The sequence below is a fragment of the Mesorhizobium sp. WSM3224 genome (genome assembly GCF_000427725.1).
In the GTDB taxonomy this organism is placed as follows: Bacteria; Pseudomonadota; Alphaproteobacteria; order Rhizobiales; family Rhizobiaceae; genus Mesorhizobium.
In genome coordinates, this window is record NZ_ATYO01000006.1 from 243,074 (window position 1) to 269,350 (window position 26,277).

A 26,277-nucleotide genomic window follows, 5' to 3' on the forward strand; every position below is an offset into this window, starting at 1 on the left:
GGTAATCTCTACTCGCCAACCAGTTCCCTCAGCGCCATGCGCTTGTAGGCCGCGACCAGCCTGTCGCCCTCCTGCCGATCGACCGAAATTGCCAGCCGCACGGCAGCCTCGCCCATCTGCCAGACGAGAAACGCGGTCGTCTCCAACTGGACCGGGTCAGCGGCCGGCCGCAGCCGCTTGAGCACTGCGACCAGGAATTCGGCATTGGCGCGGCTGTCGGCCAGTTCCAGCTCGCGCAGCGCCTTGTCGGCCTGCGTGCCCGACCAGATGTCGCGCATCACCGGCTCGGCCAGGAACAGCCGGTAGTAGATGTCCACCAGCTCCGAAAACGCCCGTTTCAGACCTTCGGCGTCGCCGACATCTTTCAGCGCCGCCGCAATGCAGGCCTGGCTTTCGGCGGTGTAGCGCTCGGCCAGCGCCCAGACGATCGCCCGCTTGTCCGGAAAGAACTGGTAGAGCGAGCCGATCGACACGCCTGCCCGTTCCGCCACCTCGCCCATGCGCATCGCATCGCTGCCTTGCTCGGCAATCAGCGCCGAGGCGGCGGCAAGCATGCGCTCGACCCGCTCGCGGCTGCGCTGCTGGCTCGGCGCGCGGCGCGGTGAAGCCATGGCGGCCTGGTCCGGCTTCGCGGCGGTTTTTCCATCCATGGCTTTCTCCGTGGCGAGGTTCTCTAAAACAGGCTTGACTCGCAAAATACGAGGGTTTATCACGTTTTGCAAATGTGAGGATTTATCACATTTGCATCGGACCCGACATCTGGAGCACTGAGATGATGAAACTTCTCCCCACCCTCACCTTCATCGCCTCGATCGGCTCCGGCGTGGTCGGCGGCGTCTTCTTCGCCTTTTCCAATTTCGTCATGGCGGCGCTTGCCCGGCTGCCCGTCCCAAGCGGCATCGCGGCGATGAATTCGATCAACATCACGGTGATCACCCCGACCTTCATGACGGCGCTTTTCGGCACCGGCCTCATCTGCCTGGTGTTGATTGCCGCCGTTTTCTTTGGCTGGAGCCAGTCGGGCTCGTATTGGCTGCTTGCCGGCGCCGTGATCTACCTGATCGGCAACCCGATCGTGACCATGATCTTCAACGTGCCGCTCAATGATGCGCTCGCCGCCGTCGACCCGGCCAGCGCCAACGGCGCCGCCGTGTGGGCGAACCATCTGAGCCAATGGGTGATGTGGAACCATGTGCGGACCATCACCGCCATCGTGGCGATGGCCTGCTTCATCCTGGCGTTGATCTGAAGATCGGTAGCCGAGAATGCAAAAGGACTCCGCCTCAGGCGGGGTCTTTTTTATGAGACTTGCGATCGGCGTGCCCCAGATCGCGCTCCGGGTCGATGACGTCGCGCACCAACTGCTTCAACTTCGCTGCGTCCGGAAAACCGCCGTCGCGCTTGCGATCCCAGACAAGCACGTCGTTGCAGGTGATGGTGAAGATGCCGCCGGTGCCCGGCACCAGCGTAACCTCGCCGAGATCGGTGCCGAAGGTCGAGAGCAATTCCTGCGCCATCCAGCCGGCACGCAGCAGCCACAGGCACTGAGTGCAGTAGGTGATGCGGATGGTCGGAAGCGATTTCTCGCTCATTTCGGATTGAGTTGTGCTCATATCCTAGCCGATCAGGCCGCGCTGAGCTTGGCCATGGTCTCGTCGTCGACCCCGAAATTGGCATAGACGCTCTGCACGTCGTCATCGTCCTCGAGGGTGGCGACCAGCTTCATCAGCGACTGCGCCCGCTCTTCGTCGACCGGGACGTTGTTCTGTGGCTGCCAGATCGGCTTCACCGATTCCGCTTCCCCAAGCGCGGCTTCGAGCGACTTCGACACGTCGCCGAGATTTTCGAAGCTGCAGTAGATGGTGTGGCCTTCCTCATCGGATTCGACGTCGTCGGCGCCGGCCTCGATCGCCGCTTCCATGACCTTGTCGGCGCTGCCGGCCGAGGCCGGGTAATAGATCTCGCCGACGCGGTTCCACATGAAGGACACCGAGCCGGTTTCGCCGAGCGCACCGCCGGCCTTGGTGAAGGCAGCGCGTACGTTGGAGGCCGAGCGGTTGCGGTTGTCGGTCAGCGCCTCGACGATCAGCGCCACGCCGCCGGGGCCGTAGCCCTCGTAGCGCACCGCCTCGTAGTTCTCGGCATCGCCCGCGGACGCCTTGTTGATGGCGCGCTGGATGTTGTCCTTCGGCATCGACACGGCTTTGGCGTTCTGAATCGCCAGGCGCAGGCGCGGATTCATCGCCGGGTCCGGCGTGCCGGTCTTGGCGGCGACGGTGATTTCGCGCGCCAGCTTGGAAAACATTTTCGACCGCACCGCGTCCTGGCGGCCCTTGCGGTGCATGATGTTCTTGAACTGCGAATGGCCAGCCATGGCACCCCTGTCGTGTTCGGCTAGAGCATTTTTCGGCCGGGCGCGATCACCTGGCATCGGCAAATGCTCGAATTCAATTACCAGAACGCTCCAAGCATGCCTGCGAAGGCACGCGGCGCTCTTTGTCGGAATGGGCGGCTTATAGATAAATCGGCTCAATTCGTCCAGCCGCGCCGTGGCTAGAGCAATTCCAGGAAAAGTGCGCTGCGGTTTTCCGTCCGGAATTGCGTAGAGACAAAGGCGCCGAAGGCGCCGTTCACCGCTCCAGATCCGACTTCAGCCGGTCGAGAATGCTGATGGCGTGGCCGGCATACTGGCTGATCCAGCGATCGTGGATCTGCTTGATCGGCAAGGCATTGAGATGGTTCCAGCGCTCGCGCCCCTCGCGCCTCGCGACGACAAGGTCGGCCTCCTCCAGCACTTTGAGATGCATCATCACCGTGCAGCGGTCCATGTCCGGAAAGGCTTCGCACAGCGCGCCGGTGGTCTGCGGCTGATCCTTCAGCCGATCCAGCAACTCGCGCCGGCGCGGATGCGCCAAGGCCTTGAAAACATGATCGTCCACGGTTTGGCTTGACATGTTATGTTTCTATAACATATCGTTTAGACGAGCAAGGAAGGAGCTGTGGATATGTCCCTTGGATTCAGGATTTCCGGACGCATCGGCAAACCGGTCGCCGAGGTCTTCGACGCCGTCGTCAATCCGACGAAACTCAGCGGCTACTTCACCACCATCGGCGGCGCCTCGGCGCCGCTGGTCGCGGGCACCACTGTCACCTGGTGGAAGACGGTGCCGGTCGAGGTCGACGAAGTGACAAAAGACAAGCGCATCGTGCTGCGCTGGGACGCGACCGACGTCGACGGCAAGCCCGCCTACAAGACCCGCATCGAGATGAATTTCGAGCCGCTGGATGACGGCGGCACCTTTGTCACCATCGCCGAGCAAGGCTGGCACGAAGGCGAGGTCGGGCTGAAGAAATCCTACCTCAACTGCGAGGGCTGGTCGCAGATGCTGGCCTGCATGAAGGCCTATCTCGAATACGGCATCAACCTGCGCGACGGCTATTACCGCAGCGAGCTGCGCGGCGAGCCGGCCAATGAGAGCAACGTCTAAGCCCGATATCTTGAAGCCTGGTGTTTGACGCAACGGAGGTCGCCGAATGACGAAAGCAACGCCGTTCCTGATGTTCGAGGGAAAGGCCGAGGAGGCCATGATCCTCTATTGCGAGACCATTCCCGATAGCCAGGTCCTCGACATCACGCGCTACGGCTCCGGCGAAGACGGACCCGAAGGAACGCTCAAGCTGGCGCGCGCCTCGATCGGCGGTGCGGAGGTCAGGATCTACAACAGCCCCGTGCACCACGCCTTCACCTTCACGCCGTCCTTTTCCTTCTTTGTCGACTGCTCGTCCGGGGAGGAACTGGAGCGGATCGTCGACGTTCTTTCCAAGGACGGCAGTTTCCTGATGCCGGCCGGCAACTACGGCTTCAGCCAGCGTTTCGCCTGGCTCAACGACCGCTTCGGCGTCTCCTGGCAGATCAACCTGCCCTAGCCAATTCAAGGAGGATACCGTGGAACTCAAGGAAGCTCCCGCTGCCGAAACCGCCATGCTGATCCGCCGGCCTGTCGCCGAAGTCTTCGAGGCCATCGTCGACCCGGCAATCACCACGAAATTCTGGTTCACGCATTCCAGCGGCCGGCTGGACGAGGGCAAGCCGGTTCAGTGGGAATGGCGCATGTATGGCGTCTCGACCAGGGTCGAGGTCAGCGAGATCGTTCGCAACGAAAAGATCGTCATGCAGTGGAGCGATCCGCCGACAACGGTCGCCTGGACTTTCACCAGGATGCCTGGTGATACGACGTTTCTCGAGGTCAGCAATTTCGGCTTCGCCGGCTCCGGCGACGAGCAGGTCAACCAGGCGGTTGGCTCGACCGGCGGCTTCGCGCTGGTTCTCGCCGGCGCCAAGGCATGGCTGGAACAGGGCCTCACGCTCGGCCTGATTGGCGACCGCCACCCAAAGGGCATTTCGGCCAAATAGAGGTTAGGATCGATGCCTCAGCTGTTCCGCAACATAGCGGCGGAGCACCCGGTTGATTTCCGTTTGATAACCACCGCCTTCCTCTACATGCTCTCTGAACCAGGCAAGCACGTCGGCATCGAGCCGAATGGTGACGGGCAGTTTGAGAGGTCGATAGAGATCTCCCCGGCGCGCGTGGGCCCAGTTCTCCGCTGGCGCCTCCGGAATATCCAAAATATCGATCTGATCGTCAGGCAGATCAGCCAGCTTGGCCAGTTGATCACGCTGATCCCGGTTAAGGTCCTTCCTGCTCATAATGCCTCCTTTCATGCGGGGTGGCCTTGCGAGCACCGACAATTCTAACACGTCTTCATCTGCCGCGGTCGGGTAGGTGTGAACAACGAGCAGGATCACCTGAGTTCCGACCATACCGATCGCATGCCATCGCTGTTCCCCGTCTTCAAAACGATCAGGGACAATCAGATGGAGCGGATCGTCGAAAACCCTCTGCGCAAGGTCAAAGGCGACGCCATGTTTGACAAGGTTGCGCCGGGCTTTCTCAGAATCCCATTCGAATCGCATCGCGTTCCATCACGTACAAATATGTACGTACAATAATGTAAGAGTCAAGACGTCAATGCCCACCGCCCGACCCCTGTTTCCTCCGCCGCCGTGCCAGCATGTTGAGGCCCTCCACGAGGGCGGAAAAGCCCATGGCGGCGTAGATGTAGCCCTTGGGTACATGGTAGCCCATGCCGTCGGCGATCAGCGTCATGCCGATCATCAAGAGGAAGCCCAGCGCCAGCATGACGATGCTGGGGTTCTTGGCGATGAAGTTGGCGAGCGGCGTCGCCGCCAGCATCATAACGCTCACCGCCACGATGACAGCGATATACATGATGGCGATCTCGTCGGTCATGCCGACGGCGGTGATGATGGAATCGATCGAGAAGACCAGGTCGAGCAGGAGGATCTGGAAAATGGCACCTGCGAGGCTCATCTGCAGCGTGCCCACCATAGTGTCCTGGTGATCCTGCGGGTCGACCGTGTGATGGATTTCCCTGGTCGCCTTCCAGACCAGGAACAGGCCGCCGGCGATCAGGATCAGGTCGCGCCAGGAAAAGCCGTGGCCGAACGCAGTGAACACCGGCGTCGTCAGTTGCACGATGATCGAGATCGTGGCGAGCAGGACAAGGCGCATGACCAGCGCGGCCGAGATGCCCAGCCGGCGCGCACGGGCGCGCTGCGCTTCCGGCAATTTGTTGGTCAGGATCGAGATGAAGATCAGATTGTCGATGCCGAGCACGATCTCGAGCACAACCAAGGTCAAAAGCGCTACCCAGGCGGTCGGATCGGAAACAAAGGCAAAGTGCGGCGCCAGGAATTCGACAAGCTGCATGGAGGTCGTCCCCTCTACGATCTGGAGCAGTGTTGCCGGCAATTAGGTACTGCGCACACCTGTATCAATGTCACGACCAGAAAGATGGCGCCGTTTCTTCCAGCCGCGGCCCGCGACGAAACGGCGCGATCTTTTCGGCCAGTCCGGTGCGGTCGGATATATCGATGCCGACACCACAGAGCGTTGCCGGGCCGGTCGACGCTTCGAAGCGGCCCTTCGGCACTTTGGAGAGGAATCGGTTGAGCGGCTCTTCCTTGTCCATGCCCAGCGAGGAATCATAATCGCCGCACATGCCGGCATCCGAGATATAGGCGGTGCCGCCGTTTAGGATCTGATGGTCGGCGGTCGGCTGATGCGTATGCGTGCCGACCACCAGGCTGGCACGGCCGTCGACGAAATGCGCGAAGCACATTTTCTCCGACGTCGCCTCGGCATGGAAATCGATCACCGCCGCATCGGCCTGCTCGCCGAGCGGACAGGCGGCCAGCTCGCGCTCGCCGGCCTGGAACGGATCGTCAAGCTCGGGGTGCATGAAGACGCGGCCCATGATGTTGGCTACCAGCACGCGTGCGCCGTTGCGCGCGATGTAGACGCCCGAACCGCGCCCCGGCGTGCCCTTGGGAAAATTGGAAGGCCGCAGGAAGCGCTCCTCGCGCGGCGCGAAGATCAGCGCATCGCGCTGGTCCCAGACATGATTGCCGGTGGTGACGACATCCGCGCCCGCCGCGAGCGTCTCGCGGAAGATCTCCTCGGTGATGCCAAAGCCGCCGGCGGCGTTCTCGCCATTGACGATGACGAAATCGAGCTTGAAGTCGGAAATCAGCCCCGGCAGCTGTTCCCACACTGCCGTGCGTCCCGTCTTGCCAACCATGTCGCCGAGGAAGAGGAGTCTCATAGCCACTTCTATCCAGAGCTGTGGACGCTAGGCAAGCGGCACGGAGGTCTTAGTGTCGGCCGAAAGTGCCGCGCCGCTGTTCGGCTGGCTTGGCGCCAGCGCCCGAGACGCCGGTAGCCAAGGGCATCATCGGCGAGGTCGGCGGCGCTCTGCGTCCGCGCAGCCAGAAGAACCACACATAGAAAGCGGTGAACCCGCCGGTCACGGCAAGCAGCAGCAGCCCGCCGCTCCAGCCTTTCATGGCCGCGGTATCAAGCTTCGATGGATCGGCGGGGTCGTAATAGAACTCCACCTGGTCGCCCTGGGCCGCCTTGTAGAGACCGACATCCTTTCCCTTGCCGGACCAGGTCATCGGCGCGTCGTTGGTGACATAGGTGACGGCGACATTGATGCCGTCCGTTTTGAGGCCATTCGCCTGCATTTCGCTATAGGGACTGACATCCGTCACGGTGGCGACCGTGCGCTGCCAAGTGGCCTGGTGATGCAAGGACGTTGCGATAATGTGCGATGCCATCAAGAACAGGATCGCCGCGATCAGCGCGAACGGCATCAGCAAATAGCGCGCGAGAACAAACACAACGGCCCCGTCGGCTCGGACTATTTTGCAGGAATATAGCCGACGTGTGTTTGAAACGCGTTAAGCAGATCGCGCTCGTTAAACGATATCGAAGCGGCGCAACCCGCTCTCGGTCAGTATTTCCGGAATGATGACGTCATGGTCCTCTTCCGGCACCCGTTCGACTTCCTGGCAGTCGAAAGCGATGCCGACCAGCCTTGGCGTGATGCCCTTGTCGGCCAGCCTGGCAATGGCGCGGTCGTAATAGCCGGCGCCGTAGCCGATGCGGTGGCCGCGGCCGTCGAAGGCGGCGAGCGGCACCAGCATGAGCGTAGGGTCGAGCACTTCCGCCTCTTCATGCGGCCCGACCGTGCCGAACCCCATCTCGACCATGGGCGCGCCGCGCACCAATTCGCGAAACACGATCGTGGTCTTGTCGAGGATCGCAGGCAGGCAGAGCCTGGCGCCCTTCTCGCGCAATGCGAACATCAGCGGCCGCACATCGACCTCCGAGCGCATCGGCCAGAAGCCCGAGACGACCCGGCCAGGCTCGAAGTCGATTTTTTCCTTCGCGGTCTCGGCCATTTCGAGCGCAATCTCGACGCGCCAGAATTCATCGAGCGCATCGCGGCGCGCCAGCGCTTCCTTGCGAAGCTGTTTTTTCAGGTCTTTGGAAGGGGTCATGCGCGGACGCTAGAAAAGGGTGAGGTTCAACGGCGTTGCAGAAGCGACGTTTTCTAGCGCAAGTCTCCCGAAATCGGGAGAGTGACGATCCACACAACCGGTGGAGAGGTCGATCCCGGGTGCCTACAAAGTAGGTGGGCGCCGTGTGAGAAAACCCACGGGTCTTCCCAGGGACAGCTCCCTAAGGATCGATAAGGCCCCGGGGAAAAGTATCTCCTGCCGGGAAGCGCAGACCGCCAAGAGCAAATATAGGCCGATGGCTGGCCGAGCGCCAGAGATACCGGCGTCGCGGAGAGCGTTATTCGTAGCCCCGACAGCTCGGCCTTGCGCGCTCCGGTCAGCCTCCTTACGGTCGCCGCAAAACGGCCAGGAGAAAAAATGCGTTTTGAAGGCACCGCGGCCTATGTCGCCGACAAGGATCTGATGGTTGCGGTCAACGCCGCGATCGCGCTGGAGCGGCCATTGCTGGTCAAGGGCGAGCCCGGCACCGGCAAGACGGAGCTTGCCCGCCAGGTGGCCTCTGCGCTCGGGCTGGAGTTCATCGAGTGGAACGTCAAGTCGACCACCAAGGCGCAGCAGGGCCTTTACGAATATGACGCCGTCTCGCGGCTGCGCGACAGCCAGCTTGGCGACGAGCGCTTCAACGACATCGCCAACTACATCAAGCGCGGCAAGCTGTGGGACGCCTTCGCGGCGCACAAGAAAGTCGTGCTTTTGATCGACGAGATCGACAAGGCCGACATCGAATTCCCCAACGACCTCCTGCAGGAGCTCGACCGGATGGAGTTCTTCGTCTACGAGACCGGCGTGACGATCCGCGCCGAGTTCAGGCCGATCGTCATCATCACCTCGAACAATGAGAAGGAACTGCCGGACGCCTTCCTGCGCCGCTGCTTCTTCCACTATATCCGCTTCCCCGACATCGACACGCTGCACCGCATCGTCGAGGTGCACTATCCCGGCATCAAGCAGAACCTGGTGCGGGCAGCACTCACCCAATTCTATGAAATCCGCGATGTGCCGGGCCTCAAGAAGAAGCCTTCGACGTCCGAAGCGCTCGACTGGATCCGTCTGCTGGTCGCCGACGATATTGCGCCGGAGGATCTGCGCGCCGATCCGAAGAACATGCTGCCGAAGCTGCATGGCGCGCTGTTGAAGAACGAGCAGGACGTGCACCTGTTCGAGCGGCTCGCCTTCATGGCGAGACGCCAGCAATAATGCATGTCGCCCACAAGTGTGGAGCGGTTCTGGGACAACGGCATGCATAAAACAGGAGCTGAAGCGCGACGCGCTTTGGGCTCGCAGCAACAGCGCTTTCCATGGCTGTGGACCCTTGCCGGCAAGCGATCGCTGCCGCAGCTTCCGGTCAATGCATTGGAGGAAAAAATGACCGAGATCACCATCCGTCCGCTCGCGCAGTCCGACCACGCCGACTGGCGCCGGCTGTGGACCGCCTATCTGACCTTCTACGAGACCAAGCTGCCGGAAGAGGTCTACGCAGTGACCTGGAAGCGGCTGTTCACGGACGGCGAGTTTGAGCCGAAGGGTTTCATTGCCACGCTCGACGGCAAGGCCATCGGCCTCACCCACTATCTCTACCATCGCTCCGGCTGGTCCGAAAAAAACAACTGCTACCTGCAGGACCTGTTCGCCGACCCTCAGGTGCGCGGCAAGGGCGTGGGCGCCGCGCTGATCAAAGCGGTGCAGGACGAGGCAGGTAAGATCGGCGTCAAGAACGTCTACTGGATGACCCACGAGACCAACGCCACCGCGCGCAAGCTCTACGATCATGTTGCAAGGCGGACGGGCTTCATCGAGTACGATTTGCTATAAAGTCTGATGTTCATCCCCTTCTTCCTCGAACTGAAGGCCGCGCGGGTTCCCGTTTCGCTTAGGGAATATCTGTCGCTGCTGGAAGGGCTGGAAGCCGGGCTGGTCGACTATGATGTCGAGGGTTTTTACTACCTCGCCCGTTCCGCGCTGGTGAAGGACGAGCGCCACATCGACCGCTTCGACCAGGTGTTCGCTCATATCTTCAAGGGTGTCGAGGCGCTCGGCGGCCCCGATGCCATCGATGTCGCCAATATCCCGGAGGAATGGCTGCGCCGGCTTGCTGAAAAGCATCTGACTGACGAGGAGAAGAAGCTCGTCGAGGCGCTCGGCGGTTTCGAAAAGCTGATGGAGACGCTGAAGCAGCGGATCGAGGAGCAGAAGGGCCGCCACCAGGGCGGCTCGAAATGGATCGGCACCGGCGGCACCTCGCCCTTCGGCGCCTATGGCTACAACCCGGAAGGCGTGCGCATCGGCCAGCATGGGAGCCGCCATCGCCGCGCGGTGAAAGTCTGGGACAAGCGCGAGTTCCGGAATTTCGACGATACCGTCGAGCTCGGCACCCGCAACATCAAGGTGGCGCTGAAGCGGCTGCGCCGCTGGGTGCGCGAGGGCGCCGAGGAAGAGTTCGACCTGCCCGGCACCATCCACGCCACCGCCGAGCATGGCTATCTCGATGTGAAAACCCGGCCCGAGCGACGCAATGCCGTGAAGCTGCTGATGTTCTTCGATGTCGGCGGCTCGATGGACGACCATATCCGCGGTGTCGAGGAGTTGTTTTCAGCCGCGCGCGCCGAGTTCCGCCAGCTCGAATATTTCTACTTCCACAACTGCCTCTACGAGCGCGTCTGGAAGGACAATCGCCGCCGGCTTGCCGAGACGATCCCGACCTTCGACCTCATCCACAAATACGGCCCGGACTACAAGGTGATCGTCGTCGGCGATGCCTCGATGAGCCCTTACGAGATCGCGCATCCAGGCGGCTCGGTCGAGCACTGGAACCCGGAGGCCGGCAGCGTGTGGCTGGCGCGCGTCCTGCAGCAATGGCCGAATGCGATATGGCTGAATCCTGAAGCCGAGAAGAACTGGCGCTACACGCACTCGACTGCGATGATCAGCGATATCTTCGGCGGCCGCATGTTCCCGCTGACGCTGGCCGGGCTTGAAGCCGCGACAAGGCAATTGTCAGGCAAGCACTGACGTCCCTTCAGGGTGGGCAGGCCTGTAACAAACACCTATCTTCGTGCGAATATCAGCTGCAATCAACAATGAGCCGCCAAGGCCGAGGAGATTTCATGGACACCCACGCCTATCCCGTCACCCGCACCGATGCCGAATGGCGCGCCCGGCTGACACCGGAGCAGTATGCAGTGATGCGCAACCACGGCACCGAGCGTCCCGGCAGCTGTGCCCTGCTCTACGAGAAGCGCGCCGGCACCTTTTTCTGCGTCGGCTGCGACCAGCCGCTGTTTGAATCCAAGCTGAAGTTCGAGAGCGGCACCGGCTGGCCGAGCTTCAACGACCCGGTCCCGGGCTCGATCGAGACCACCGTTGACCGCAGCTACGGCATGGTCCGTACCGAATGCCACTGCGCGCGCTGCGGCAGCCATCTCGGCCATGTCTTCGAGGACGGCCCGCCGCCGACCGGCCTCCGCTATTGCATCAATGGCGTGGCGCTGCGCTTCGAGCCTGCGGCCTGACCGGTATCTGGTTCAACTTTGCAAAGGGCGGCCTCGGCCGCCCTTTTTCGTACGAGTTTTTAAAGCGCGTCGCGTCGAAACGGATTCAGGCGACGCGCTTTAAGCCTTTGTTTTGATGCATGTCGTTCTCCCAAAAACCGCTGCGCACTTTTGGGCGACATGCATTAGGCGACAGCCGTCGCGATCAGCCAGAGCGCCGAGCCCAGCAGCATCAGCTGCGCCTTGAGCCCGCCCTTGGCTCCGCTTGTCTTTTCCGCCGTCCGCCAGACGGCGATCGTCAGGAAGATGTTGTAGGGCACCGGCAGGAAATGCACCGCCAGCACCAGCCAGAGCGGCAGCTTCAAGCCAAGCAGGATCAGCGCCAGAGCCGAAGAGGCCATGTTCAGGACGGTGCCGACGAGCAGCATGTCGCGCCAGAACAACCGGTCGAGCGGCGTTTCGCCTTTCCAGCGTCTGCGGAAGAAGCCCGCCATCACCGGACCTGCCCCAGCACGGCGAGGACGGCTTCTTCGAACCGCGAGCACTCCGTCACCAGCCAGTCGGCCATGGCCGGCCAGTTGTCCTCGGCGTAGCAATTCACCCGCCACATCGAGTTGATGCCGAGACCTTCACAACTCTGTTCGGGCTTGAGCTTCAACCTGGCCTCGATCGCCGGCTGGAATGGCTTCAGCCGCGACCAGGACTCCGTGGCGCCGAACTTCTCGTTGCGCCCGAAGAAGACGCCGACATGGTTCTGCGCCGGCGCGACATACATCGAAAGCACCAGGGCGAAATCCGGCAGCCCGCGCTGCCAGAACCACGGCCCGCGCCTTGCGAGCCTTGCCCTTTCTTCCGGGTGGCGCTCGGCGAACAGCGCCCAGAAGCCGCGATGGCGGAACTCCGAAGCGCGGCGGCCGCCGAAGTCGAACTCATTCATGGCCGGTCTCCGGCCATGAACCTCAGACCATGCCGAGAGCGGCCTTGTAGAGGTCGAGGATGGTTTCTTCCTCCTGGCGCTCGGCCTGGTCCTTCTTGCGCAGCCGCACGATGGTGCGGACCGCTTTGGTGTCGAAGCCGGTGCCCTTGGCCTCGGCATAGACATCCTTGATGTCGTCGGAGATCGTCTTCTTCTCTTCCTCGAGCCGCTCGATGCGCTCGATGATGGCGCGCAGCTGGCCGGCGGCTACAGTCTGGCTGGTCTCGGTGATTTCGTCGGCCATTTTTTCTCTCCGCGTCTTCTGAGGCCGTGGCGATTCCCGCCACGGCAAATTGGAGCGGGTTCCCTGCCCGAGCGGGCGCGGCGGGTCAAGACACTAATGCGCGTCGCGTCGAAACGGATTCAGGCGACGCGCTTTAAGCCTTTGTTTTGATGCATGTCGTTCGCCCAAAACCGCTGCGCACTTTTGGGCGACATGCATTAATCGAGCGGCTGTGGACGGCTGCTGCCAGCCGCCCTATCAAGCATCGCAATCCGGCCGTTACTTGAAGGCGATCAGGAGATCCTTCGCATCGATCTGGTCTCCCGCCTTGACCAGCACTTCGGCGATCTCGCCGTCGCGCTCGGCATGCAGCGCGGTTTCCATCTTCATCGCCTCGATCGACAGCAGCACGTCGCCCGCCTTGACCGCCTGTCCGGTCGCTACGGCAAGCGCCGACACGACGCCCGGCATCGGTGCGCCGACATGCCCCTCATTGCCGGGCTCGGCCTTGCGGCGCGCCTTGGCGGCGGAAGCGCCATGCGCTCTGTCCGGCACCTTGACGCGGCGCGGCTGGCCATTGAGCTCGAAGAACACGGTGACCATGCCCTTGTCGTCGACATCGCCGAAGGCCTGACATCGAACCACTAGGGTCTTGCCCTTCTCGATGTCGAGGAAGATCTCTTCCTCCGACTTCATGCCATAGAAATAGGTCGGCGTCGGCAGCACGCTTACCGGCCCGTAGGTCTCCTGCGCAGCGGCGAAGTCGGTGAACACCTTCGGATACATCAGCCACGAGGCGAATTCGTACTCCGAGAGCTTGCGATCGAGCTTCGTCTCGATGTCCTTGCGGCTGGCCTTGAGGTCGGCGGGCTTCAACAGCGAGCCGGGCCGCGCGGTGATCGGCTTCTCGCCCTTCAGCGCCTTCTTCTGCAGCGCCGCCGGCCAGCCGCCGGGCGACTGGCCGAGATCGCCGCGCAGCATCGACACGACCGAGTCCGGGAAGGCGATGTCCTTGGCCGGGTTCTCGACATCGGCGACGGTCAGATCCTGGCTGACCATCATCAGCGCCATGTCGCCGACCACCTTGGACGACGGCGTGACCTTGACGATATCGCCGAACATCAAATTGACGTCGTGATAGGCTTGCGCGACCTCATGCCAGCGCGTCTCGAGGCCGAGCGAGCGCGCCTGTTCCTTGAGATTGGTGAACTGGCCCCCCGGCATTTCATGCAGATAGACCTCCGAGGCCGGTCCCTTGAGGTCGCTCTCGAAGGCGGCGTACTGGTTGCGGACCGCTTCCCAGTAGAAGGAAATGCGGCGGATCCACTGCGGATCGAGACCAGGGTCGCGCTCGGTGCCCTTCAGCGCCTCGACGATCGAGCCGAGGCAGGGCTGCGAGGTGTTGCCGGAGAAGGAATCCATCGCCGCGTCGATGGCGTCGGCGCCGCTTTCCGCCGCCGCCAGCACCGTCGCCGCCGAGAGGCCCGACGTGTCGTGCGTGTGGAAATGGATCGGCAGGTCGGTCGCCTCGCGCAGCGCCTTGAACAGCACGCGCGCCGCGGCCGGCTTCAACAGGCCGGCCATGTCCTTGACGGCGATGATGTGCGCGCCGGCGGCTTCCAGTTCCTTGGCGAGCCCGACATAATATTTGAGGTCGTATTTGGCGCGCGCCGGATCGAGGATGTCGCCGGTGTAGCACATCGCCGCCTCGACCAGCTTGCCCTCGGCGCCGACCGCGTCCATGGCGACGCGCATGTTCTCCACCCAGTTCAGGCAGTCGAAGACGCGGAACAGGTCGACGCCGCCGCTGGCAGCCTGGCGGACGAAATGCTGGACGACATTGTCGGGATAGTTGGTGTAGCCGACGCCGTTGGCGCCGCGCAGCAGCATCTGCAGCAGAAGGTTGGGCGCCGCCTCGCGCACTTTGCTCAGCCGCTCCCATGGGTCCTCGGTGAGGAAGCGCATGGCGACGTCGAAGGTGGCGCCGCCCCAGCATTCCAGCGACAGGAGCTGCGGCAGCGCCCGCGCATAGGTGCCAGCGATGCCGACGATGTCATGCGTGCGCATGCGCGTGGCCAGCAGCGACTGGTGGCCGTCGCGCATCGTCGTGTCGGTGACCAGCACCTGGCGCTGCTCCCGCATCCAGGCCGCGAATTTCTCGGGGCCCAGCGCGTCGAGCCTCTGCTTGCTGCCGTCCGGGACGTGCCCGTTGAGATAGGGCACCACCGGTGCGGCCGCATTCGCCTTCGGCATCGGCCGGCCGCGCGTCTCGGGATGGCCGTTGACGCTGACATCGGCCAGATAGTTGAGCAGCTTGGTGGCGCGGTCCTGCCGCTTCACCTGCTCGAAGAGTTCCGGCGTCGTGTCGATGAACCTGGTCGTGTAGGAATTGTCGGCGAAGCGCGGGTGGTTGATGATCGCTTCGAGGAAGGTGAGGTTGGTGGCCACGCCGCGGATGCGGAACTCGCGCAGCGCCCGGTTCATGCGTGAGATCGCCTCGCCGGGCGTCGGCGCCCAGGCCGTTATCTTTTCGAGCAGCGGATCGTAGAAGCGGGTGATGACCGCGCCCGAATAGGCGGTGCCGCCGTCGAGCCGGATGCCGAAGCCGGCCGCCTCGCGATAGGCGGTGATGCGGCCATAGTCCGGGATGAAATTGTGCTCCGGGTCCTCGGTGGTGATGCGGCACTGCAGGGCGTGGCCGTTGAGCCGGATGTCCTTCTGTGCCGGCACGCCCGATGCCTTCGTGCCGATGGCGAAGCCGTCGAGGATATGGATCTGCGCCTTGACGATGTCGATGCCGGTCACCTGCTCGGTGACGGTGTGCTCGACCTGGATGCGCGGATTGACCTCGATGAAGTAGAACTTGCCGGTGTCGGCGTCCTGCAGGAACTCGACCGTGCCGGCGCCGATATAGCTGGTCTCGCGCACGATCTTGAGCGCATGGCCGCAAAGCTCCTGGCGCAGGTCTTCGCTGAGATACGGCGCCGGCGCGCGCTCGACGACCTTCTGGTTGCGGCGCTGGATCGAGCAGTCGCGCTCGAACAGATGCACCGCGTTGCCGTGGGTGTCGCCCAGCACCTGCACCTCGACATGGCGGGCGCGCTCGATCAGCTTTTCGAGATAGACCTCATCCTTGCCGAAGGCGGCCTTGGCCTCGCGCTTGCCTTCCATCACCTCGCGCGCGAGGTCGGCTTCGGCGCGGATGGCGCGCATGCCGCGGCCGCCGCCGCCCCACGAGGCCTTGAGCATCACCGGATAGCCTATTTGCGCGGCGAGTTTCTTCACCACATCCATGTCGTCCGGCAGCGGGTCGGTTGCCGGCACGACCGGCACGCCGACTTCGATCGCCAGGTTGCGCGCGGCGACCTTGTTGCCCAGCCTGCGCATCGTTTCCGGCTTCGGGCCGATGAAGGTGATGCCGGCCTCGGCGCAGGCCTCGGCGAATTCAGGGCTTTCCGACAGCAGGCCATAGCCGGGGTGGATGGCGTCGGCGCCAGACAGCCTGGCGACGCGGATCACCTCTTCGATCGACAGATAGCTCTCGATCGGACCCATGTCCTTGGCAAGATGCGGGCCGCGCCCGACCTGATAGCTCTCGTCGGCCTTGAAGCGGTGCAGCGAATATTTGTCCTCCTCCGCCCAGATCGCCACGGTTTTGAGGCCGAGCTCGTTGGCCGCGCGGAACACGCGGATGGCTATTTCGGACCGGTTGGCGACGAGGATCTTCGTGATTGCCAAGGACTGGGCTCCAGCAGCGGAAGGGACGTTGAACCGGCGCAATGATTAGCGTGAAAATGCTGCAGTGCAAACGAATTTGCGCGACACCTAAAACGATTTAGATCGCTTGTTTGCGGCAAACGCGCCGCAGTTGTTCTTCCAGCGACGGCGACGGTGCGGTGAGAGCGTATTCCAACCGCAGCGCGGAGCTTTCTGACCGACCGCGAACCCCGCAAACAAAAATGCCCGGCGCAAAGCGCCGGGCATCCATTGCGTGTCGGCTAAAGCAGGTCTCACGACCTGCTTCAGGGTTTGCCGGCTTATTTCTCGAAGTAGCTGTACTTGCCGTCGTCGCCCTTCTTCCATTCGTAGATGACGTAGTCGGGACGGGTGATGTCGCCCTTGGCGTCGTAACCGATGTCGCCGATGGCCGTCTTCCACGTGTTGGCCCGGATCGTCTCCGCAACCTTCTGTGCGTCGTCAGCCGAGCCGGTCTTGGCGATGGCCTGGGCGATGATCTGCACGGCGGCATAGGAGTAGAGCGTGTACGCTTCCGGCTCGAAGCCGGCGGCGCGGAACTTCTCGACGACTTCCTTGGCGGCCGGATTCTTGCGCGGATCCGGAGCGAAGGTGTTGAGCGTGCCGGCAACAGCGTCGCCGGCGATCGAGGCCAGTTCGTTGGAGACGATGCCGTCGCCCGAGAACAGCGGCGCCTTCAGGCCCTGGTCGGCCGACTGGCGGATGATCAGGCCGGCTTCGGTGTGCAGGCCGCCCCAGTAGATGAGCGTGACGCCGCTTTCCTTCATCTTGGCGATGAGGGCCGAGAAGTCCTTGTCGCCGACATTGACGCCTTCATACATCACTTCCGTGATGCCGTTGGCGTTCAGGTTCTTCTTGGTCTCGTCGGCGAGGCCCTGACCATAAGGGGTCTTGTCGTGGACGATGGCGATCTTGGCGTCCTTGAAGTTCTTGGCGATGTAGTCGCCGGCCACCTTGCCCTGCTGGTCGTCACGACCGCAGGTACGGAAGGTGTTCCACATGCCGCGCTCGGTGAACTTCGGATTGGTCGCGGCCGGAGTGATCTCCAGCATGCCGTTTTCCTGATAGACTTCCGAGGCCGGGATCGAGACGCCCGAGTTGAAGTGGCCGTCGACATACTTGACGCCGTCGGCGACGAACTTGTTGGCGACCGAGATACCCTGCTTGGGATCGGAGACGTCGTCGCCGATCTCTAGCTTGAGCTGCTGGCCATTGACGCCGCCCGCCGCGTTGATGTCGGCGATCGCCTGTTCCGCGCCCTTCTGCAACTGCGCGCCGAACGCGGCGTTCGGGCCGGTGATCGGACCGGCAACGCCGATCAGGATGTCAGCGGCCCACGCGCTGCCGCTGAACGCGACGAACGCGGTCAGCGCAACGGCGGACAAAAGTGATTTTTTCATTGAAACGCTCCCATTTACGGAGTGGGCGTGGATGATACTTTCATGCGATGCCCACCCTTATCGCAGAAAGCATAGAATGCCGATTTTCGGGCACTTGTCACGCCGATTCATCCCCGAAACGGCGCAATGGTGAACGTCAACCTTTCGGTTTCCAGCTTAATAAGGAAGCTCTTTCATAGAGCCAGTTATACTGTGTGACCATTTGGTTGGTGCGCGTGTATTGATAGCCGAGGAAGCCCAATATCATCAGCACGATGGTGTCGACGATATAGTAATGCAGCGAGAACATCGTGCTCCAGAACAAAGCGTGATGGATGAACCTGATGCCGATTCCGAGACCGAGCATGTAGAGGAACAGCCGAACGTAAGTGCCCCAGGTCTGGGCCACGGCCTTGCCGGTCATCCATGCGGCCCCACCCCCGAGCAGCCCGGTGACAAAGAGAAAATGCCAGATCGAGGGTTCTTCGTAGATAATACCCTGCATGATGAAGACCTCTCTCAGTGATGTCCGCCTTCGAGATAGGCGGCGCGCACTTCCGGATTGGCGAGCAGTTCCTTGCCGGTGCCGCTCATCGTCACATTGCCGTTGACCATGACATAGCCGCGCGTGGCGAGCTTGAGCGCGCCGAACGCGTTCTGCTCGACCAGGAACACGGTCAGCCCTTGCGACTTGTTCAATTCGCGAATGGCGTCGAAGATCTGCTTGACGATCAGCGGCGCAAGACCAAGCGACGGCTCGTCGAGCAGAAGCAGCTTCGGCCGCGCCATCAGCGCGCGCCCGATGGACAACATCTGCTGCTCGCCGCCCGACAACGTGCCGCCGCGCTGGGCGATGCGTTCCTTCAGCCGCGGAAACAGCGCGAACACCTTCTCGGCGTCCTCGTCAAAATGCTTGAGGTTGTCGATACTGGCGCCCATTTGCAGATTTTCCATCACCGTCATGCGCGGGAAGATGCGGCGTCCTTCCGGCGACTGGGCGATGCGCATGCGGGCGATCTCGTGCGTCGGCATCTGGGTGATGTCGGTGCCGGCGAAGGTGATGTTGCCGGCGCGGGCGCGCGGAGCGCCGAAGATGGTCATCATCAGCGTCGACTTGCCGGCGCCGTTGGCGCCGATCAGCGCCACGATCTCACCCTGGTTGACATGCACGTTGACGCCGTTCAGCGCCCGGATGTTGCCGTAGTAGGTTTCGACGCTCTTGATGTCGAGCAGCGTTGTGCCGGCCATTATTTGCGCCCTCCACGCTTCGCGGGCTTGGCCGCCACTTCCTCCGCCAGCGTCTTCGCCTGGCCGATCCAGTCTTCGCGAGCGATGCGCCCGTCAAAGGCGAGATAGGCTTCCACCGCTTCGATATCGGCCTTCTTCCAGGCCGCGATCTGGTCGAAATGGAAAATGCCGTGCTCGTTCAGCTTGCGCTCGTTGACCGGTCCGATACCCTTGATGCGGACCAGGCTGTCCGCCTTGCCGCCACGAGGCGCATCCATGCGATTGGAAACACTTCCGGCCTTTGCCGGTGCTTTTGCGGCCGGCTTTTTGGTCCCGGCTTTTGTGGTGCCCGCCTTTCGGGCCGGCTTTGCCGGCGGGGCGGATTTTGCCGCCGGCGGGGCGACAGGCTTGCTGGCAACGGGGGCGGCGCGTGCGTCGACCTGGGCCGCCTTCGAAGCGCCTTTCGAAACCGTGATGCGCTCACCTTCGCTGTGGCCGACCGTGTCGCTCACCGGTCCGGCAAGATAGGAGGACGACGAGCCGGGGCCATGTGCGGAGTCGGGCCCCGTATCGAGCTGCTCGATCACGTCCTCGTCGCCGACTTCGGTCAGCACCGTCTCGACCTCCTCGTCGTCGACGCCGAGATAGGCGGCGATGACGCGCGGATCGGTGCGCACCGACTGCGGATTGCCGTCGGAGATCTTGCGGCCGTATTCGAGCACCACGACGTGGTCGGAAATCTGCATGACCACAGACATGTCGTGCTCGATCAGCAGGATCGAGGTGCCGGTGGCCTTGATGCCCATCAGCAGGGCATTGAGCGCTGCCGACTCCTTCGGATTGAGACCGGCGGCCGGTTCGTCGAGGCACAGAAGCTCCGGCCCGGTGCACATGGCGCGCGCAATCTCCAGGCGGCGCTGCGCGCCATAGGGCAGGTCGCCGGCGGGATCGTCGGCGCGGTCGACGAGGTCGGCTTTCTCCAGCCAGTGCCTGGCGAGTTCGATCGACTCGGCCGAGGCCTTGCGATAGCTCGGCACGCCGAAGAGGCCGAGGAGCGTGTAGCCCGAAGCCTTCATCAGCTTGTTGTGCTGCGCGACCAGAAGGTTTTCCAGCAGCGTCATGCCCGAGAACAGGCGGATGTTCTGGAAGGTTCGCGCCACCTTGGCGCGCGCCGGGATCTCATGATTGGGCAGGCGCTCGAGCAGGTAGGTCGAGCCGTCGTTCCGGTTCAGCGTGATCATGCCTTCCGACGGCTTGTAGAAACCAGTGATGCAATTGAACACCGTCGTCTTGCCGGCGCCATTCGGCCCGATCAGCGCGGTGATCTCGCCGCGCTTGGCCTGGAACGAGAGGTCGCCGATAGCGACGAGGCCGCCGAACTTCATCGACAGGTGCTCGACCTGCAGGATGAGATCGTTCATCGAAGCTTCCGCGTTCATCAGCCGTGCCCCTCCTTGGTGAAGGAGGCTGAGACCGCTCTTCGCTTCTTGAGGAAGGCCGTCGGTTCTCGGCTGCCGACGAAGCCGCGCGGCTTCCACAGCATGACGATCACCATGGCCATGCCGAACAGGAGCATGCGGTAGAGCTCAGGCGTGAAGTCCGGCCCGAACACGGCCTTGAGGAAGTCGAGCTCGCGCAGGATCTCGGTGCCGCCGATCATGACCAGCGCCGCCACCGCGATACCGCCGAGCGAACCCATGCCGCCGAGCACGACGATGGCAAGGATGATCGCCGATTCCAGGAAGACGAAGGATTCGGGACTGACGAAGCCCTGCCTTGCGGCGAAGAACGAGCCGGCGAAGCCGCCGAACATGGCGCCCGTGGCGAACGCCGTCAGCTTGGTGGTGGTGGTGTTGATGCCGAGCGAGCGGCAGGCGATCTCGTCCTCGCGCAGCGCTTCCCACGCGCGGCCCACTGGCAGGCGACGGAGCCTGATGGTGACAAAGGCGGTGAGCAAGCAGAGCGCCAGGGCGAGATAGTAGAGGAAGATCTTATAGTAGGCGCCCGATTGAGCGATGTGCAGAACCTTGGCGATGTAGTTCGGGTCCGAGACGTTGAACGATATCAACCCGAAGAAAGAGACCTTCGGAATGCCCGAGATGCCGGCCGAGCCGTTGGTGACCTCGCGCCAGTTGATGAGCACAAGACGGATGATCTCGCCGAAGGCAAGGGTGACGATCGCCAGATAGTCGCCGCGCAGCCGCAGCACCGGGAAGCCGAGCATGACGCCCCAGAAAGCGGCCATGCAGCCGGCGGCCGGCAGCAGGATCCAGAACGACAGGCCGAAATGCGTGCCGAGCAGCGCGTAGGCATAGGCGCCGACCGCGTAGAAGGCGACGTAGCCGAGATCGAGCAGGCCGGCGAGCCCGACGACGATGTTGAGGCCCCAGGCCAGCATCACATAGATCAGGATCTGGATGCCGAAATTGTCGACCCATTTGAGCGAGCCCTGGAAGCCGAACAGCAGCACCATCGCTACGGGATAGAGGATAAGGACGACGAGGCCGATCTTGTTGAAGTTCTGCTTGACGAAGCCCGGCTCGGCGACGACCGCCGGTGCCGCGGCCTTCTCGGCCTTCGACCGCTCCATCGCCGGGATCGCATAGGCGACATAGAGGAACCGGCCGACGGCAACGGCAATGACCACGATGGCGAGCAGGCCCCAGCGCTTCACCAGGATCAATTCATTGCTGATGTTCTGGTCGGTCCTGAGACCAATGAACAGCACGAACAGGCCAAGCGAGATGACGCCGGCATAGAGCGCCTCGCGAAAAGCGCGCTGGATGGGAGTAGCGACGGTGTCGCGCTCCGAGGACACGGTAGCGGCCATGAGGATCAGACCTTTTCGACTTCAGGCCGGCCCAGGATGCCGGACGGCAGGAAGATGAGCACGATCGCCAGGATCGAGAAGGCGGCGACGTCCTTGTAGTCGATGGAGAAATAGGCCGACCACATGCTCTCGATGAAGCCGATCAAGAGTCCGCCGAGCACGGCGCCAGGCAGCGAGCCGATGCCGCCGAGCACTGCCGCCGTGAAGGCTTTCACGCCCGGCACGAAGCCGTCGGAGAACACCACGACGCCGTAATACATCAGGAACAGCGTGCCGGCGACGGCGGCAAGCGCGGCGCCCATTATGAAGGTGATGGAGATGGTACGGTCGACGTCAATGCCCAGCAGCGCCGCCATCTTGCGGTCCTGCTCGCAGGCGCGCTGCGCCCGGCCGAGCGACGTTCTGTTGACCAGGTACCAGAAGATCGCCAGCAGCGCCGCGGTTACGATCACGATGATGATCTGCTTTAGCGAGACGCTGATGCCGTCGATCGTGTAGACCTGGCTGACCATCGGCGGGATCGGCTTGTTGCGCGGACCCTGCGTGACCTGCACGAAGTTGGAGAGCGCGATCGACATGCCGATGGCGGTGATCAGCGGCGCCAGCCGGAACGACCCACGCAGCGGCCGGTAGGCCACTTTCTCGATGGTCCAGTTGTAGAGGCTGGTCAGAAGCATCGCCACGATCATCATGATCAGAAGCGCCACCACGACCGGCACCGAATAGAACAACGCGCCGAGGATCAGGAAGACGATGAGCGCGGTGAAGGCGCCGACCATGAAGATGTCGCCATGGGCGAAATTGATCATGCCGACGATGCCGTAGACCATCGTGTAGCCGATCGCGATCAGCCCATAGATAGATCCCAGCGTCAGCCCATTGATAAGCTGCTGGACGAAGTACTGCATATTTACGCGGCTCCCCTGGAATGTCGCCTATGCGGACGCACTCCTTTTCGTATTTCCCCTAGTCGTAAAGTTTCGAGCCCGGATTGCAACGTGATTTTTCAATCGCTCCGCGTGGTTTGGAAGCACGCCGTCCGATTGCCCGTCTTTTTCGCACCCGACCCCTGGACTATCGCGGACCCTACCATTGGCACAACGCAATGTCTTTGACGATTCAACCTTATGATGAGCCTCCTGTCGAAGGAATCGCCGTCAAAATAAGTTGATGAGGTGATTCCTTGCATCAAAGAAGGTGGCTGGCTTTGCGGTCCCGCGCCTTCCGTAAGGTCAGGATTCTTCGCTGTGTGACGGTCATGCGACAGCGCGCCGACACCGTGAGTACCCTCGTTCGCTTCAACCCCAGACCGTCGACATGAGAAAGGGCGGCACCCGATCGAGCGTCGGGAAGACGGCATTCGGGTCGTAGTCGGGCAGAGGCTCGCGGCCGGTTCCTCTGTCGATCCAGATGCAGCGGAAGCCGAGATCGCGGGCGGCCGCGAGATCGAGATGCGGACTGGCACAAATATGCACGACCTCGCCGCGGCCGACGCCAAGCGCATTGTGGGCAAAATCGAAGATCTGCTGCGCGGGCTTGTAGGCGCCGGCCTGCTGCGCCGTGACGACGCGATCGATGTGCCCGCCGAGTTGGGCGACATTGCCGGCAATGATGTCATCGTCGGTGTTGGAAATGATGCAAAGCTTGAACCCCTGAGTCTTGAGCGCGTGGAGCGCGGAGACGACTTCCGGGAAGGGCGGCATTCGGGAGATGCTGCCGGTCAGCACCTCGATGTCGTCCGGCGAGGAGGCGAGCTTCAGCTCATCCATCGCCAGCCGCAGCCCTTCGCCGGCCACGCGGCGGAAGGATTTGTGCGGCCGCTCGGCCTCCAGGGCGTGCTCGTGCTTGTCGTAAACGCGGATCAGCGTCTGCGGCTCGACATTGGATCCTGGATGGTTGGCGAGGATCGTGTTGACGGCGGCAAGCAGACCTTCATCCCATTGGATGAGAGTGCCGTAGCAATCGAAGGTCAGCCATTCGGGTTTAGGGCCGGAAAGCATGGGATATCCTTTATTGCCATCAATCAAATAGAAGGCGGCCATTGAACGACCAGCCTTGCGGCTTCGGAAGCGCGACCCGGCGGCGTCCCGGACGCCAGCCCCGCATGCTTCATCGGACGAAGCTACGTCACGATGAACCCATGCGCGAACGGATCGCGGTCGTCGATGAAGATGGTGTTCAACCCGGTCATGCGCGCCCAGCCGCCGATCGAGGGGATGATCGCCGGCTTGCCGGCGACGCTGACCTCTTTTTCGACCCTGCCCTTGAACAGCGAGCCGATGATCGATTCATGCACGAAGCTGTCGCCCGCTTTCAGTTTGCCCTTGGCGTGGAGTTGCGCCATGCGCGCCGAGGTGCCGGTGCCGCAAGGCGAGCGGTCGATCGCCTTGTCGCCATAGAAGACGGCGTTGCGCGCATCCGCCTCTTCATGCTTGGGCTTACCGGTCCACAGCATGTGCGACAGCCGGTTGATGCCGGGGTTTTCCGGATGGACGAAGGAGTATTTCTCGTTGAGGCGTTGCCGCACCACCGGGCTCCAGGCGATGAGGTCGCCGGCAGAGTAGTCGGCCATGTCGCGGTAGTTCTCCTGCGGCTCGACGATGGCGTAGAAATTGCCGCCATAGGCGACGTCGACGCTGATCTCGCCCAGCGCCGGGCATTCGACGGTCAGTCCTTCGGCATGGAGGAAGGACGGCACATTGGTGATGCGCACTTCCTCGACATATTCGCCGACCTGTTTGTATTCGGCGACGACAAGGCCGGCCGGCGTGTCGAGCCTCAGCACGCCCGGCGTCTTCGGCTTCACCAGCCCGTGCTCGATCGCAAAAGTCACCGTGCCGATGGTGCCGTGGCCGCACATCGGCAGGCAGCCCGACGTCTCGATGAACAGGATGGCGATATCGCAGTCCTCGCGCGTCGGCGGATAGAGGATCGAGCCCGACATCACGTCATGGCCGCGCGGCTCGAACATAAGGCCGGTGCGGATCCAGTCATACTCGGCGAGGAAATGCGCCCGCCGCTCCATCATCGTCTTGCCTTCGAGCAGCGGTCCGCCGCCGGCGACGAGGCGCACCGGATTGCCGCAGGTGTGGCCGTCGATGCAGAAGAAGGATTTCTTGGCCATGATGCTTCCTAGAGCAATTTCAGGAAAAGTGTGAAGCGGTTTTCCGTCCGGAATTGCGTCAAAACAAAAAGACTAGTCAGAACCGTTGCGGACGGAAAGGATTGAGATCGAGCGGCGGCGTCTCCCCGAGAACGAGATCGCGGATCAAGCGGCCGGTCGCCGCCGCCTGGGTTAGGCCGAGATGGCCGTGCCCGAAGGCATAATAGACATTTGGCGCTCGCGCCGCGCCGATCACCGGCAGCGAATCCGGCAGCGACGGGCGAAAACCCATCCATTCGCGGCCGCCTGACGGATCGAGCCCCGGCAGGAAACGCTTCGCCTTCTCCAGCATCGCCTTGGAGCGGGCGAAGTTGGGCGGCCGCTCGATGCCGCCGAGCTCGACGGCGCCGCCGACGCGCAGGCCTGTTTCCAGCGGCGTGATGACGAAGCCATGCCCGGAAAAGATCAGCTGCCGCTTCACGTCGAAGGCCGATACCGGCAGCGTCGTGTTGTAGCCGCGCTCGGTCTCCAGCGGGATGCGGTCGCCGAGATTCCTTGCCAGGAGATGCGACCAGGCCCCGGCTGCGATTAGAAGCTTCTTCGCCGTCCGCCTTGTGCCGTCGGCCAGAACGATCGTGGCGCCGTTTGCGCCCGCCTCTATACGCTCGACCCGCGCATGCTCGAAACGGGCGCCGCGTTTTTCCGCATAGGCCCAGACGGCCTTGCCGAGCAGCTTCGGATCGGCGACCGTCTTCCAGCCCGGCACGAAGGTGGCCTTGACGAAGCGCGGCGCAAGACCCGGCTGCAGCGCCGCCATCTCCTCGCCCTCGACATGGCGAAAGCCGATCCCGAAACGCTCCCGCTCGGCCCAGCCGGGCAGCGAGGCACGGAACTCCGCCTCGCTTTCATAGAATTCCAGCGAGCCATCCTCGCGCAGCATCGGCCGCGTGCCGGAGCGGTCGAGCAAGCCCATCCATTCGGCCTCGGCGAGCTTCATCATGCCGGCCTGCGCGGCGAGGCTCGCCTCGTAATGCTTCGGCGCGCCCGCCCGCCAGAAGCGGATCAGCCAGGGGAGGAGTTTCGGCAGATAGGCCGGCGGGATGGTCAAGGGCCCGAGCGGATCGGCGAGCCATTTCGGCAATTGCCGGATCATCCCCTTATGCGCCAGCGGCAGCACGTCGGAGAAGGCGAAGGCGGCGGCATTGCCGGAGCTCGTCTCCTCGCAGATGCCGGTGCGGTCGAAGACGGTGACGCCGCGCCCCGCTTCGGACAGCAGGGCCGCGGCGCAGATACCGATGATGCCGCCACCGATGATGGCGATGTCGGAATTTCCTGGCACGTCCGTGC

At 62.8% G+C, this 26,277-nt stretch carries 30 protein-coding genes, 1 other RNA gene and 1 pseudogene; 8 read left to right on the forward strand and 24 right to left on the reverse strand.

Translation table 11 applies throughout. The features are described from left to right. Nucleotides 1-8: 8 nt before the first annotated feature. A complete protein-coding gene (locus YU3_RS0113455; protein WP_027166743.1) occupies nucleotides 9-650 on the reverse strand; it encodes a TetR/AcrR family transcriptional regulator in 642 nt (213 codons plus the stop codon). A 122-nt stretch (nucleotides 651-772) separates the two neighbouring features. Here YU3_RS0113455 and YU3_RS0113460 point away from each other — a divergent pair, with 122 nt between their 5' ends. Then, nucleotides 773-1,249, forward strand: coding sequence for a DUF1772 domain-containing protein (locus YU3_RS0113460; protein WP_027166744.1), 477 nt, complete (start codon nucleotides 773-775; stop codon nucleotides 1,247-1,249). Between the two features lie 34 nt (nucleotides 1,250-1,283). Here the strand turns inward: YU3_RS0113460 and YU3_RS0113465 are convergent, their stop codons facing one another. From YU3_RS0113465 to YU3_RS0113475, 3 genes are all read right to left on the reverse strand, one after another. Beyond that, the gene (locus tag YU3_RS0113465) at nucleotides 1,284-1,592 is read right to left on the reverse strand and encodes a SelT/SelW/SelH family protein (RefSeq protein ID WP_156913461.1); all 309 of its coding nucleotides are present in this window, start codon (nucleotides 1,590-1,592) and stop codon (nucleotides 1,284-1,286) included. Nucleotides 1,593-1,624: 32 nt separating this feature from the next. After that, nucleotides 1,625-2,374, reverse strand: a complete 750-nt coding sequence (locus YU3_RS0113470; RefSeq protein ID WP_027166746.1) for a YebC/PmpR family DNA-binding transcriptional regulator — start codon at nucleotides 2,372-2,374, stop codon at nucleotides 1,625-1,627. Nucleotides 2,375-2,630: 256 nt separating this feature from the next. Next, nucleotides 2,631-2,954, reverse strand: coding sequence for a helix-turn-helix domain-containing protein (locus tag YU3_RS0113475; protein ID WP_027166747.1), 324 nt, complete (start codon nucleotides 2,952-2,954; stop codon nucleotides 2,631-2,633). A 51-nt stretch (nucleotides 2,955-3,005) separates the two neighbouring features. Between YU3_RS0113475 and YU3_RS0113480 the strand changes: the two genes are divergently transcribed. Genes YU3_RS0113480 through YU3_RS0113490 form a run of 3 tightly spaced genes read left to right on the forward strand, consistent with a single transcriptional unit; the run spans nucleotide 3,006 to nucleotide 4,414 of the window. Further along, nucleotides 3,006-3,488 carry an SRPBCC domain-containing protein gene (locus tag YU3_RS0113480; protein WP_027166748.1) on the forward strand — a complete coding sequence of 161 codons (483 nt, stop codon included), beginning with the start codon at nucleotides 3,006-3,008 and terminating at the stop codon, nucleotides 3,486-3,488. Nucleotides 3,489-3,534: 46 nt separating this feature from the next. Continuing rightward, nucleotides 3,535-3,927, forward strand: coding sequence for a VOC family protein (locus YU3_RS0113485; protein ID WP_027166749.1), 393 nt, complete (start codon nucleotides 3,535-3,537; stop codon nucleotides 3,925-3,927). 19 nt (nucleotides 3,928-3,946) lie between these two features. After that, nucleotides 3,947-4,414 carry an SRPBCC family protein gene (locus YU3_RS0113490; RefSeq protein WP_027166750.1) on the forward strand — a complete coding sequence of 156 codons (468 nt, stop codon included), beginning with the start codon at nucleotides 3,947-3,949 and terminating at the stop codon, nucleotides 4,412-4,414. 3 nt (nucleotides 4,415-4,417) lie between these two features. Here YU3_RS0113490 and YU3_RS42240 read toward each other — a convergent pair whose 3' ends face one another. The 7 genes and pseudogenes from YU3_RS42240 to ssrS all read right to left on the reverse strand — a co-directional run bounded on the left by YU3_RS42240 (nucleotide 4,418) and on the right by ssrS (nucleotide 8,165). Continuing rightward, a complete protein-coding gene (locus tag YU3_RS42240) occupies nucleotides 4,418-4,708 on the reverse strand; it encodes a BrnA antitoxin family protein (RefSeq protein ID WP_027166751.1) in 291 nt (96 codons plus the stop codon). Nucleotides 4,709-4,840: 132 nt separating this feature from the next. Further along, nucleotides 4,841-4,975, reverse strand: a pseudogene (locus YU3_RS42245) (BrnT family toxin); the annotation flags it as partial. 52 nt (nucleotides 4,976-5,027) lie between these two features. After that, the gene (locus YU3_RS0113500; protein WP_027166752.1) at nucleotides 5,028-5,792 is read right to left on the reverse strand and encodes a TerC family protein; all 765 of its coding nucleotides are present in this window, start codon (nucleotides 5,790-5,792) and stop codon (nucleotides 5,028-5,030) included. Between the two features lie 70 nt (nucleotides 5,793-5,862). Next, complete coding sequence (locus YU3_RS0113505) at nucleotides 5,863-6,687, reverse strand: YmdB family metallophosphoesterase (RefSeq protein ID WP_027166753.1); 825 nt, start codon at nucleotides 6,685-6,687, stop codon at nucleotides 5,863-5,865. Nucleotides 6,688-6,736: 49 nt separating this feature from the next. Then, nucleotides 6,737-7,264 carry a DUF3592 domain-containing protein gene (locus YU3_RS0113510; protein ID WP_027166754.1) on the reverse strand — a complete coding sequence of 176 codons (528 nt, stop codon included), beginning with the start codon at nucleotides 7,262-7,264 and terminating at the stop codon, nucleotides 6,737-6,739. A gap of 78 nt (nucleotides 7,265-7,342) precedes the next feature. Then, nucleotides 7,343-7,927, reverse strand: a complete 585-nt coding sequence (locus tag YU3_RS0113515) for a 5-formyltetrahydrofolate cyclo-ligase (protein ID WP_027166755.1) — start codon at nucleotides 7,925-7,927, stop codon at nucleotides 7,343-7,345. An 82-nt stretch (nucleotides 7,928-8,009) separates the two neighbouring features. Beyond that, a non-coding RNA gene (gene ssrS / locus YU3_RS39280) (6S RNA) lies at nucleotides 8,010-8,165 on the reverse strand. A gap of 140 nt (nucleotides 8,166-8,305) precedes the next feature. Between ssrS and YU3_RS0113520 the strand changes: the two genes are divergently transcribed. From YU3_RS0113520 to msrB, 4 genes are all read left to right on the forward strand, one after another. Further along, nucleotides 8,306-9,145: a MoxR family ATPase gene (locus tag YU3_RS0113520; RefSeq protein WP_027166756.1), complete on the forward strand. Its 840-nt coding sequence runs from the start codon at nucleotides 8,306-8,308 to the stop codon at nucleotides 9,143-9,145. Between the two features lie 168 nt (nucleotides 9,146-9,313). Then, the gene (locus YU3_RS0113525; RefSeq protein ID WP_027166757.1) at nucleotides 9,314-9,760 is read left to right on the forward strand and encodes a GNAT family N-acetyltransferase; all 447 of its coding nucleotides are present in this window, start codon (nucleotides 9,314-9,316) and stop codon (nucleotides 9,758-9,760) included. Nucleotides 9,761-9,766: 6 nt separating this feature from the next. Further along, nucleotides 9,767-10,957 (forward strand): VWA domain-containing protein, encoded by a 1,191-nt coding sequence (locus YU3_RS0113530; RefSeq protein ID WP_027166758.1) that lies wholly within the window; start codon nucleotides 9,767-9,769, stop codon nucleotides 10,955-10,957. A gap of 95 nt (nucleotides 10,958-11,052) precedes the next feature. Next, entirely contained in the window at nucleotides 11,053-11,457 is a 405-nt protein-coding gene (gene msrB, locus YU3_RS0113535; RefSeq protein WP_027166759.1) for a peptide-methionine (R)-S-oxide reductase MsrB, read from the forward strand. Between the two features lie 164 nt (nucleotides 11,458-11,621). On the opposite strand, the gene YU3_RS0113540 is transcribed toward msrB, so the two are convergent. From YU3_RS0113540 to YU3_RS0113600, 13 genes are all read right to left on the reverse strand, one after another. Further along, complete coding sequence (locus tag YU3_RS0113540; protein ID WP_036258395.1) at nucleotides 11,622-11,930, reverse strand: hypothetical protein; 309 nt, start codon at nucleotides 11,928-11,930, stop codon at nucleotides 11,622-11,624. Further along, nucleotides 11,930-12,373 carry a hypothetical protein gene (locus YU3_RS0113545; RefSeq protein WP_027166761.1) on the reverse strand — a complete coding sequence of 148 codons (444 nt, stop codon included), beginning with the start codon at nucleotides 12,371-12,373 and terminating at the stop codon, nucleotides 11,930-11,932. Before YU3_RS0113545 ends, YU3_RS0113540 begins: the two co-directional genes overlap by 1 nt. Nucleotides 12,374-12,395: 22 nt before the next feature. After that, a complete protein-coding gene (locus tag YU3_RS0113550) occupies nucleotides 12,396-12,656 on the reverse strand; it encodes a DUF2312 domain-containing protein (RefSeq protein WP_027166762.1) in 261 nt (86 codons plus the stop codon). Nucleotides 12,657-12,914: 258 nt separating this feature from the next. Beyond that, nucleotides 12,915-16,373 carry a pyruvate carboxylase gene (gene pyc / locus YU3_RS0113555; RefSeq protein WP_027166763.1) on the reverse strand — a complete coding sequence of 1,153 codons (3,459 nt, stop codon included), beginning with the start codon at nucleotides 16,371-16,373 and terminating at the stop codon, nucleotides 12,915-12,917. Between the two features lie 299 nt (nucleotides 16,374-16,672). After that, the gene (locus tag YU3_RS0113560; protein WP_027166764.1) at nucleotides 16,673-17,791 is read right to left on the reverse strand and encodes a branched-chain amino acid ABC transporter substrate-binding protein; all 1,119 of its coding nucleotides are present in this window, start codon (nucleotides 17,789-17,791) and stop codon (nucleotides 16,673-16,675) included. A 136-nt stretch (nucleotides 17,792-17,927) separates the two neighbouring features. Then, the gene (locus YU3_RS0113565) at nucleotides 17,928-18,275 is read right to left on the reverse strand and encodes a DUF6867 family protein (RefSeq protein ID WP_027166765.1); all 348 of its coding nucleotides are present in this window, start codon (nucleotides 18,273-18,275) and stop codon (nucleotides 17,928-17,930) included. Between the two features lie 14 nt (nucleotides 18,276-18,289). Further along, a complete protein-coding gene (locus YU3_RS0113570; RefSeq protein WP_027166766.1) occupies nucleotides 18,290-19,018 on the reverse strand; it encodes an ABC transporter ATP-binding protein in 729 nt (242 codons plus the stop codon). After that, the gene (locus tag YU3_RS0113575) at nucleotides 19,018-20,436 is read right to left on the reverse strand and encodes an ATP-binding cassette domain-containing protein (protein WP_027166767.1); all 1,419 of its coding nucleotides are present in this window, start codon (nucleotides 20,434-20,436) and stop codon (nucleotides 19,018-19,020) included. The genes YU3_RS0113570 and YU3_RS0113575 overlap by 1 nt, the downstream gene beginning before the upstream one ends. Continuing rightward, nucleotides 20,436-21,827 carry a high-affinity branched-chain amino acid ABC transporter permease LivM gene (gene livM, locus YU3_RS0113580; protein WP_027166768.1) on the reverse strand — a complete coding sequence of 464 codons (1,392 nt, stop codon included), beginning with the start codon at nucleotides 21,825-21,827 and terminating at the stop codon, nucleotides 20,436-20,438. The genes YU3_RS0113575 and livM overlap by 1 nt, the downstream gene beginning before the upstream one ends. Before the next feature lie 5 nt (nucleotides 21,828-21,832). Continuing rightward, nucleotides 21,833-22,735, reverse strand: a complete 903-nt coding sequence (locus tag YU3_RS0113585; protein ID WP_027166769.1) for a branched-chain amino acid ABC transporter permease — start codon at nucleotides 22,733-22,735, stop codon at nucleotides 21,833-21,835. A gap of 390 nt (nucleotides 22,736-23,125) precedes the next feature. Continuing rightward, nucleotides 23,126-23,827, reverse strand: a complete 702-nt coding sequence (locus YU3_RS0113590; RefSeq protein WP_027166770.1) for a haloacid dehalogenase type II — start codon at nucleotides 23,825-23,827, stop codon at nucleotides 23,126-23,128. A 122-nt stretch (nucleotides 23,828-23,949) separates the two neighbouring features. Next, the gene (locus YU3_RS0113595) at nucleotides 23,950-24,951 is read right to left on the reverse strand and encodes a 4-hydroxyproline epimerase (RefSeq protein WP_027166771.1); all 1,002 of its coding nucleotides are present in this window, start codon (nucleotides 24,949-24,951) and stop codon (nucleotides 23,950-23,952) included. A gap of 76 nt (nucleotides 24,952-25,027) precedes the next feature. Further along, nucleotides 25,028-26,269, reverse strand: coding sequence for an FAD-dependent oxidoreductase (locus YU3_RS0113600; RefSeq protein ID WP_036258396.1), 1,242 nt, complete (start codon nucleotides 26,267-26,269; stop codon nucleotides 25,028-25,030). Nucleotides 26,270-26,277: the final 8 nt, after the last annotated feature.